The following is a 9,983-nucleotide window of genomic DNA, read 5'->3' on the forward strand; positions in this document are numbered from 1 at the left end:
GGGCCGGTCTCGGCGCGGCGGCCGGGAGAGGCCCCGGCACCGCGTTTCACGGGCGCCTGGGCGCCGTGCTGCGGGGGCGACGACGAGTGGTGCTTGGCGGGCATGACCGCTCCTGTCCGCGTCAACGTGGGTGGGCGGATGACTGTGGGGAGGTGGGTCCTGCGGGGTTTCTGTGGGGTGTACCCGCAGGAGCCTTCCCACACTGTTCGGGTGGGCAATCCGGCGATGTGTTAACTACTCACGCGTATGTCGACACACAAGACCGGCCTTGCCGGTACGGGACGGAGCCGGTCGTGGGAGTGCCCGGTATGGGCTCGTTCCCATCCCGGGCGGTGCGGTGCGGAGCCCGTCGGCTCCCGGCTCGCCACGGCGGCGGCATCGCGTGACGGGACGCGCGCGGAGCCCGGTGCGGCCGGTACGGCGGGCCCGGTCCGCGCCCCGCTGCCATTCCGTTCGGCACCCGCTTGACCAGTGCCTTTGCCGCCCGGGGCGGAGTCGGTTTCCGGTGGACGGTGAGCCGCTGCGCCGCCGGGCCCGCCATGGGGCCGGGCGGCCGTCGGCGCACCCGGGTGGGTGATCCGAGCGAGGGGGCCGCCCGCGGAGGGGAAGGCGGCAGGCGGTCCCGGGGCGAACGGATCGAGCGCCGGTCCGTGGTGGGAAAAGGCCGGATTCTTGCCCTGCCGGCCGGACGCCGGCACCTCGACCGCTCCCTTGCGGTCCGGCCGTGCCGGAACACACGCCTCCCCCTCCGCAGGAGGACCCCCTTCCGCGCGGGCCGGACACGTCTCCCACGGCCACCGGCTCCTCTCCCCGCCCCCTGCGGCCCTACTCCCCGCCCCGCTTCCGTGACCCGCCGGTTCCGGCCCGCCCATGAGGCCGGAACCAGCCATATCCGCCATCAGGTGAATCGTTTGCTTAGCGGCATGAAGCTACCCGTTTCTCCCAGCTTCCCGCGCGGACGGTGTCCGCGCCGGTACTGTCGGCTGCGATGCCCGGACGCACACCGCGTCTCTCACGAACGCGCCGAGGTGAACAGTGAAGGCGATCCGTCGATTCACCGTCCGACCCGTGCTCCCCGAACCCCTCGGGCCCCTGAGCGATCTGGCCCGCAATCTGCGCTGGTCCTGGCACGACGGGACCCGTGACCTGTTCCGCTCCGTAGACCCCGAGCGCTGGGCCGCCACCGGCCGGGACCCCGTACGGCTGCTCGGCAGCGTGGCGACCGAGCGGCTCACCGAGCTGGCCGCGGACCGCGACTTCCTGGACCGTCTCGACACCGTCGCGGGCGATCTGCACGCCTACATGACCGGCGACCGCTGGTACCAGGCGCAGCCCGGACGCCTGCCCGCCGCCGTCGCCTACTTCTCCCCGGAGTTCGGCATCACGGCCGCGCTGCCGCAGTACTCCGGCGGTCTCGGCATCCTGGCCGGCGACCATCTCAAGGCCGCCAGTGACCTCGGCGCCCCGCTCATCGGCGTCGGTCTGCTCTACCGGCACGGATACTTCCGCCAGTCCCTGTCCCGGGACGGCTGGCAGCAGGAGCACTACCCCGTCCTCGACCCCAACGAGCTGCCGCTGGACCAGCTCAAGGAGGCCGACGGCAGCCCCGCCCAGATCACCCTCGCCCTGCCCGGCGACCGCTCCCTGCGCGCCCGGATCTGGCTGGCCCAGGTGGGCAGGATCCCGCTGCTCCTGCTGGACTCCGACGTCGAGGAGAACGACCTCGGTGAACGCGGGGTGACCGACCGGCTCTACGGCGGCGGCAGCGAGCACCGGCTGCTCCAGGAGATGCTGCTCGGCATAGGAGGTGTCCGCGCGGTGCGCACGTACTGCCGGCTCACCGGGCACGCCGCACCCGAGGTCTTCCACACCAACGAGGGGCACGCCGGCTTCCTCGGCCTGGAGCGCATCGCCGAACTGCGTGCCGACGGGCTGGACTTCGACGCGGCGCTCGAGGCGGTCCGCGCGGGGACCGTGTTCACCACCCACACGCCCGTGCCGGCCGGCATCGACCGCTTCGACCGCGACCTCGTCGCCCGGCACTTCGGCCCGCACGCCGAGCTGCCGGGGATGGAGGTCGACCGCATCCTCAGGCTCGGCATGGAGACCTATCCCGGAGGCGAGCCCAACCTCTTCAACATGGCCGTGATGGGGCTGCGCCTCGCCCAGCGCGCCAACGGCGTCTCCCTGCTGCACGGTCACGTCAGCCGGGAGATGTTCTCCGGGCTCTGGCCGGGCTTCGACCCCGAGGAGGTGCCCATCACCTCCGTGACCAACGGGGTGCACGCGCCCACCTGGGTCGCCCCCGAGGTGTTCCGGCTCGGTGCCCGCCAGATCGGCACCCAGCGCGCCGAGGAGGCACTGAGCGTCGGTGACTCGGACCGCTGGGACTCCGTGGCGGACATCGACGACCAGGACATCTGGGAGCTGCGCCGGTCCCTGCGCGAACTGCTGGTGCTGGAGGTCCGCGAACGGCTGCGCGCCTCCTGGCGGCAGCGCGGCGCCGGGACGGCCGAGCTGGGCTGGATCGACGGGGTGCTCGACCCGGACGTGCTGACCATCGGTTTCGCCCGGCGCGTCCCGTCGTACAAACGGCTGACGCTGATGCTGCGCGACCGGGACCGGCTGATGGACCTGCTGCTGCATCCCGACCGGCCGGTGCAGATCGTGATCGCCGGGAAGGCGCACCCGGCCGACGACGGCGGCAAGCGGCTCATCCAGGAACTGGTCCGCTTCGCCGACGACCCGCGCGTACGCCACCGGATCGTGTTCCTGCCCGACTACGGCATGGCCATGGCGCAGAAGCTCTACCCGGGCTGCGACATCTGGCTGAACAATCCGCTGAGGCCGCTGGAGGCGTGCGGCACCAGCGGGATGAAGGCGGCGCTCAACGGCTGCCTCAACCTGTCCGTGCTGGACGGCTGGTGGGACGAGTGGTTCCAGCCCGACTTCGGCTGGGCCATTCCCACGGCGGACGGCGCCGGGACCGCCCCGGACCGGCGCGACGACATAGAGGCCGCGGCGCTGTACGACCTGCTGGAGCAGCGGGTGACGCGGTCCTTCTACGAGCGCGGGCGCAGCGGGCTGCCGGACCGGTGGATCGAGATGGTGCGCCGGACGCTGAGCCTGCTCGGCCCGAAGGTGCTGGCCGGCCGCATGGTCCGGGAGTACGTCGAGCGCCTCTACGCGCCCGCCGCGCACGCCCACCGCGCGATGGACGCGGACTCCGCGCGGGCGCTCGCCGCGTGGAAGTCGAGGGTGCGGGGCGCCTGGCACGGGGTGACCGTCGACCATGTCGAGACGTCCGTGGCGACGGCCACCGCCCAGCTCGGTGCGACGCTCGGGCTGCGGGTGCGGGTGGGGCTCGGCGGCGGGATCGAACCGGAGGACGTCGAGGTGCAGGCGGTCGCCGGGCGGGTGGACGAGGAGGACCGCATCACCGATGCGACGGCCGTGCCGCTGAAGCCGGTGGGCACCTGCGACGAGGAGGGGCGCTGGGTGTACGAGGGCCCGCTGTCCCTGGACCGTACGGGCCCCTTCGGCTACACGGTCCGCATCCTCCCCAGCCACCGGCTGCTGGCGTCGGGCGCCGAGCTGGGGCTGGTGGCGGTGCCGGCGGAGGACGTGGCGGAGGCGGCGGGGCTGCTGATGCGGTGAGGTCTTCCCGCGCGGGCGACGGCGCGGTGCCGATGGGCATGGCACCGCGCCGAGGCGGGCGGGGAGCGCTGTGCCGGATCAGCCCGCGCCGCAGTTGCCGACCGACGGCGCGGGGCTGGAGGGCCCGCTGGCGGTGAAGCCGAACGACGTCGACTGCCCCGCACCCAGGGTGCGGTGGTGACCGGCCGGGGTCACGGTCACCACGTTCCCGCTCCTGCCGGCCGTGCCGTTCCAGAGCGAGACGATCGTCTGGTTGCCGGCGAACGTCAGCGGCACGCTCCAGTTGGAGACGCCGCCGCTGCCCGCGGTGATGGTCACCTCACCGTTGAACCCGTTGTTCCACGCGTTGGTGGTGCGGTACGTGGCGTTGCAGGCGCCCGTGGCCGGCGGCGGTGTCGTCTCCCCGTCGTCCGGCGGCGGTGTGGTGTTCCCGCCGCTGAGGGAGATGTTGGAGCTGCCGGAGCTCTGGTAGCCCTCGGTGGCCATGATCATGTAGTAGTTGAAGGCCCCCAGCGGCATCCCGGCCGCCTGCCAGGCGTCGAAGTGGGTGCCGGTGTTGATGGTGCCGCTGGACCGCTTGCTGTTCCGGACGCTCCAGTACTGCTGGAAGGTCTTGGTGCCCTCCACCGACGGCGCGTCGCGGCGGGTGGACTCGTAGATCGTGTAGGAACCGCCGTCGGCGTCGACCGTGCCGCGCCGCTGTCCGGCCGAACCGGGGTCGTGCGGGCCGTGGTTCTCGACGATGTAGTACTCCACCAGCGGGTTGGAGGTCCACCCGTACAGCGCCAGGTAGCCGTTGCTGCCCGGGTCGAACATGCCGGAGCAGGTGACGTTCCGCCGGCTGCCGTTGCTCCAGCCGAGGCCGCCGACCCAGTTGTTGGTGTTGCTCCACCGGCTGCTGTACTGCCCGGCGGCCCCCAGCGTCATGCTGACGGAGCCGGGGGAGTCGGTCCAGAAGGAGTAGTAGTACCCGTTGTACGTACCGGTCGAGTTGCTGGTGAGGACCTGGTCGGCGCGGGCCGTACCGGGCAGCAGCAGACCCGACCCCGCCGCTGCCACCAGTGCCCCGGCACCGCCGAGGACGAGCTTTCTGCGGCTGACCGGACGGGGGCCGGAGCCGTGTGGGGGTGCGCTCATCGAACTGTTCCTCCTCGTGAAGGCACCGTCGGTGACAGGGAGACACGCCGAGCCCACCTCGGCGTTCACCAACGAGGCGACAGAGACCGGTCCTGCCCCTACGGCGCACGCACGGCCGGAGAGCGCCACAACAGTCGTGCGGGGTCCTCGAGTTGTCAATAGTTTCGTAATGTTCCCGAATTTTTTCGATGACCCGATCCGGTGCCGCACCTGGGTCAGGAGGGGTGCTCACGTGCTGGTGGCGGGGGAGTCGACGCCGTCACCGGCGTGACGATGCGAAACTTTCGAACCCGTGGAGGTCAGTACTCGTCGAGGCCGTGGGTGGCCAGGCGGCGGAGGACCTTGCCGCAGCGGCGGGCGTAGGCGTGCTGGAGGCCCCGGGTGGCCGGGCCGCCCGCGCGGGAGTACCAGCGGGCGGGGCGGCTGAATGCGGAGACGGTCAGCCATACCGTTCCGTCGCCGGTGCGGTCCACCACGAAGGCCTCCTCGCCGCTCTCCGGGTGGCCGGCCAGGGTGCCGTACGCCCAGCCGGCCCTGCGGTGCTCCTCGACCGTCCACACCACCCGGCACGGGGCCCTGACCACGCCGGCGAGGGTGACGGTGACGTCGACGTCCGGGGCCGCGCGGTCGGCGGAGGTCTCGATGCCGACGCCCAGTGCCCGGTGCAGTTCCCAGGTGAGCAGCGCCTCCGCCGCCTGGCGGAAGACCGGCTCGCCCTCGCCGAGACGGGTGCGTACCCGCATGGGGTGGTAGCCGGGAGGGCAGAATCCGGGATCCCGGGTCGCGCCGACGTGGTCGTAGGTGAAGTCCGCCGAAGACATGGGACCCAAGAGTAGGGCGGCGCCCACGCCTTCGGGGAAGGCGGGGCGCCGCTCGGGTCACTCGCTCCCGGTTTACGGGAAGGTGAGCTTCCAGCCGCTGATGTAGCCGGTGTCGTACGACGCCTGGTCCTGCACACGCAGCTTCCAGGTGCCGTTGGCGGTCTCGGCGGAGGCGTTGACCGTGAAGGTCTCCTTGATGTCGTCCGCGGAGCCGCCGGTGCGGCTGCGCAGGTTGTACACCGAGCCGTCCGGGGCCACCAGGTCGACGACCAGGTCGCCGCTCCAGGTGTGCACGATGTCGGTGGTGACCTGGAGGTTGGACGGCGCGTTGCCCGACCGTCCGGTGACGGTGATCGAGGACGTCACCGCGGCACCGTTGTCCGGGATCGACACGTCGGCGGTGTTCTCGAAGGACGTACCGCCGCCGCCGCCGTCACCGGATCGCGAGCCGACGTTGATGGCCGCCCACGCGTCCTGCACGCCCCTGTACTCGGCGCTGTCCGTGCCGTACAGCTCACCGGTGGCCGCCAGGGTACCGGTGCGGGCGCCGGCGTAGTTGGTGGTGGAGGTGAACTTCGTGGTCAGCGCGCGGAACCAGATCTTCTCGGCCTTGGCGCGGCCGATGCCGGTGACCGGGAGGCCGTCCGAGGTGGGTGAGTCGTAGGTGACACCGTTGATGGTCTTGGTGCCGCTGCCCTCGCTCAGCAGGTAGAAGAAGTGGTTCGCGGGCCCGGACGAGTAGTGGACGTCGATGTTGCCGATGCCCGAGTACCAGGAGTCCTTGGACGCGCCGTCCTTGCTCGGCTTGTCCATGTAGCGCAACGGGGTGCCGTCGCCGCGGATGTTGATCTCCTCGCCGATGAGGTAGTCACCGACGTCGGAGGAGTTGTTGGCGTAGAACTCGACCGTCGTGCCGAAGATGTCGCTCGTCGCCTCGTTCAGGCCGCCGGACTCGCCGCTGTAGTTGAGGCCCGCGGTGTTCGAGGTCAGACCGTGGGTCATCTCGTGCGCGGCCACGTCGATCGAGGTGAGCGGGTTGGCGTTGCCGGAGCCGTCGCCGTAGGTCATGCAGAAGCAGCTGTCCGACCAGAAGGCGTTGACGTAGTTGTTGCCGTAGTGGACCCGGGAGTAGGCGCCCACGCCGTTGCCGCGGATTCCGCTGCGGCCGTGCACGTTCTTGTAGTAGTCCCAGGTCAGAGCGGCCCCGTAGTGGGCGTCGGCGCCGGCCGACTCCAGGTTGGACGGGCTGCCGTTGCCCCACACGTCGTCGGAGCCGGAGAACAGCGTGCCGGTACCGGACGTGCCGCGGTTGAGGTTGTACGTCTTGTGCCCGCCGCGCGCCCCGTCGGTGAGGTTGTACGACGACCCCGACTGGGTGGTGGTCAGGTCGACGGTGCCGCTGTAGACGGTGTGGCCGGTTCCGTTCTGGATGGCCTCCCACTCGTACAGCTTCTCGCCCGTGGTGGCGTCCGTGACGACGTGCAGTTCCTGCGGGGTGCCGTCGTGCTGTAGGCCACCGACGATCGTCTCGTAGGCCACGACCGGCGTGCCCTTCGCCGCCCAGATCACCTTGCGCGGGGCGCGGTCGACGTCGGCGCCCTCGGCCTTCTCGGCCCTGGCGGCGGACAGGGCCTGCCGCTCGGCGTCGGCGGCCGGCACCTCGGCGGTGGTGGTCGCCGGCTTCACCGCGGCCCGGGTGGCCTTGACGACGGCGTCGGCCGCGCCGGCCGTGTCGCCCTGGACGACCAGGTCGCCGCCGAGGACGGGCAGCCCGTCGTAGGTGCGCTCGTAGCGGACGTGCACGGTGCCGTCGCGGTCCTTGAGGACGTCACGGACGACGAGCTTCTCCTTCGCGCCCAGTCCGAGGTCCTTCGCTGTCTCCGCCTTGGTGACGTTGGCCTCGCGGATCAGTGCGGCGCGCTGGGCGGGGGTGAGCGCGACCGACTCGGCGCCCGGCTTCGCCTTGCTCGCGGCCGCCGGCGTCTGCTCCGGGGCGGCGGTGGCGGTGCCGGACTGCACGGCCGTGGCGATCAGCGCGGCCACCCCGGCGAGGGCGACGGCGGCGGCGCGGCGGTGCGTGCTGTGGGGGGTGCGTCTGTGGGACGACCTGGTTCTCAACGCTGACTCCTTCTGCGTGGCCACGGGTCGCGCGGCCTGGGGAGACCGGCCGGCTGGTGAGCCGTCCGGGCAGAACGGAAGTGCTGTGAGCCGTGGCCGCCGTGCAGCGGTGGGGTGACGCCGTGGGGTGGAGCTGTGAGGTTGCTGTTCAGCGGCCGTGGGAAGAGTGGCAGGGGATCGCGGTTGCTGTCAGGACCGCGTCAAGAAATTGGCCGGAAATCGTTCGTTGTGCGGGAGTCAGGGTTCGGTATACGAACGGTCAAAGCGTGACGTGGGCGGGGTCGGCCGTCCGTGGACATCAGGCGCGTGACATCGACGGAACCGGCCCCGTCAGCGGCTCGGGGATCAGCGCCCACAGTGCCGCCAGGGCGGCGAACGCGGCGACGGGCGCGAGGACGCCGCGGCGGCCGGTCGCCCACCGGGCCCGGAACCGCACCGGGTCCTCCACCAGCACCCTGGACAGCCAGGCCGCCAGGCCGCCAGGACGGACAGGGCGAGGACGACGGCCGCGCCCCCGCCGCCCCTTCCCTCCCCCACTCTCGGCTTCGCTCGAGCGGGGGGACCCCCATCGTCCCCGGGGCTGCGCCCCGGACCCCCTGTGGCCCTGAACGGGCCTTGTCCTCGAACGCCGGACCGGCTCAGGGCTTGGGCCGCGTCCTCTCAGACTGCGCTGGAAGGGGGCGCCCCGGGTGGGGTGGTGGGGTGGTTGGTGTGCCAGGAGTGCCACAGGGAGGCGTAGACGCCGTCGGCGGCCACCAGGGCGTCGTGCGGGCCCAGTTCGGTCAGCCGGCCGTTCTCCATGACGGCCACGCGGTCCGCGTCGTGCGCCGTGTGCAGACGGTGGGCGATGGCGATGACCGTACGGCCTTCCAGTACGGCGGCCAGGGCGCGTTCGGTGTGCCGCGCGGTCGTCGGGTCGAGCAGAGCCGTCGCCTCGTCGAGAATCAGGGTGTGCGGGTCCGCCAGTACCACCCGGGCCAGGGCCAGTTGCTGGGCCTGGGAGCCGTCGGTGGCGTGACCGGCCTCGCCCAGTTCGGTGTCCAGCCCCTCCGGCAGTTCCCGCACCCACGTCCCGGCGCCGACCACGGTCAGCGCGGCCCACAACTCGTCGTCGGAAGCCGCTGGCTCGGCGATACGCAGGTTGTCGCGGACCGAACCGAGGAACACATGGTGCTCCTGGGTGACCAGCACCACCTGCCGTCGCAGCCGCTCCGGGTCCAGTTCGGCCACGGGCACCCCGCCCACCGTCACCGTCCCCGCGGTCGGCGCGTCCACACCCGCCAGCAGTCTGCTCAGCGTGGTCTTGCCGGCCCCGGACGGCCCCACCACCGCGAGCCGTTCCCCCGGTGTCACGGTCAGATCGACCCCGCGCAGCACCTCGCCGCCCCCGTCGTACGCGTAGCGCACCCCGGTCACGTCGATGCGGTCGCCGGACGGGTCCGGACCGTCGCCCCGCCGCACCGCGCGCGGCGCCCGGGCCAGCCCCTCCACACGGGCGAAGGAGGCACCACTGGCCTGCAGCTGCTCCAGCCGCATCAGCACCTCGTCCAGCGGCCCGGTCAGCTGCAGCAGATACAGCGAGGTCGCCACCACCGCCCCGAGGCTCACCATGCCCTCCTGGTGCAGCCATCCGCCGAGCAGCAGCACCCCGGCCACCGGCACGACATACGACGTCTCGACCACCGGGAAGAACACCGTACGCAGGAACAGCGTGTGGAACCGGGTGCGCCGGGAGGTCTCCAGGGCCTCGCGGGAGGCCCGGATCCGCCGTTCCTCCAGGCGGAACGCCTCCACCGTACGGGCCCCCGCGGCCGTGGCCGCGACGATCTCCGCCACGTCCGAGTTGGCCGCGCCCTCCGCGAGGTAGGCGTCGCGGGCCCGGCGCAGGTACCAGCGCAGCACCAGCCAGATCGGCGTCAGTCCGAGCAGACCGAGCACGCCGAGCAGCGGGTCCACCACCAGCACCGCGGCCATCACGAACAGCGACTGCACCGCGTTGACCAGCAGCGCGGGACCGGCGTCACGCAGCGTGGTGCCGACGGTGGTGACGTCCGCCGTGCCCCGCGCCGTCAGATCGCCCGTGCCGGCCCGCTCCACCACCGACGACGGCAGCGACAGCGCCCGGTCCACGAACCGCTCCCGTACCCGGGCCAGCGTCCGCTCGCCGAAGCGGTGCCCCACGTACCGGGCCCACCGGGACAGCAGCAACTGTATGACGGCGCACAGCAGGATGACCGGCGCCAGCCGGTC

Annotated in this window: 6 protein-coding genes; 1 reads left to right on the forward strand and 5 read right to left on the reverse strand. The window is 72.1% G+C overall.

All coding sequences use genetic code 11. The features are described 5' to 3' along the window. The first annotated feature begins 1,035 nt into the window (after positions 1-1,035). Positions 1,036-3,657 (forward strand): glycosyltransferase family 1 protein, encoded by a 2,622-nt coding sequence (locus tag B9S61_RS34175; protein ID WP_103545655.1) that lies wholly within the window; start codon positions 1,036-1,038, stop codon positions 3,655-3,657. A 78-nt stretch (positions 3,658-3,735) separates the two neighbouring features. On the opposite strand, the gene B9S61_RS34180 is transcribed toward B9S61_RS34175, so the two are convergent. The 5 genes from B9S61_RS34180 to B9S61_RS34195 form a co-directional block, all read right to left on the reverse strand. Continuing rightward, complete coding sequence (locus B9S61_RS34180) at positions 3,736-4,794, reverse strand: glycoside hydrolase family 11 protein (protein ID WP_103545656.1); 1,059 nt, start codon at positions 4,792-4,794, stop codon at positions 3,736-3,738. 299 nt (positions 4,795-5,093) lie between these two features. Further along, a complete protein-coding gene (locus B9S61_RS34185) occupies positions 5,094-5,615 on the reverse strand; it encodes a DUF1990 family protein (protein ID WP_103545657.1) in 522 nt (173 codons plus the stop codon). Between the two features lie 72 nt (positions 5,616-5,687). Continuing rightward, positions 5,688-7,733, reverse strand: coding sequence for a M4 family metallopeptidase (locus B9S61_RS34190; protein WP_103545658.1), 2,046 nt, complete (start codon positions 7,731-7,733; stop codon positions 5,688-5,690). 298 nt (positions 7,734-8,031) lie between these two features. Continuing rightward, positions 8,032-8,181, reverse strand: a complete 150-nt coding sequence (locus tag B9S61_RS41250; protein ID WP_181007658.1) for a hypothetical protein — start codon at positions 8,179-8,181, stop codon at positions 8,032-8,034. Positions 8,182-8,393: 212 nt separating this feature from the next. Then, positions 8,394-9,983 (reverse strand): ABC transporter ATP-binding protein (locus tag B9S61_RS34195; protein WP_103545659.1); only part of this gene is annotated, 1,590 nt, incomplete at its 5' end.

This window comes from Streptomyces sp. SM1 (assembly GCF_002910825.1).
Classification (GTDB): Bacteria; Actinomycetota; Actinomycetes; order Streptomycetales; family Streptomycetaceae; genus Streptomyces; species Streptomyces okerensis.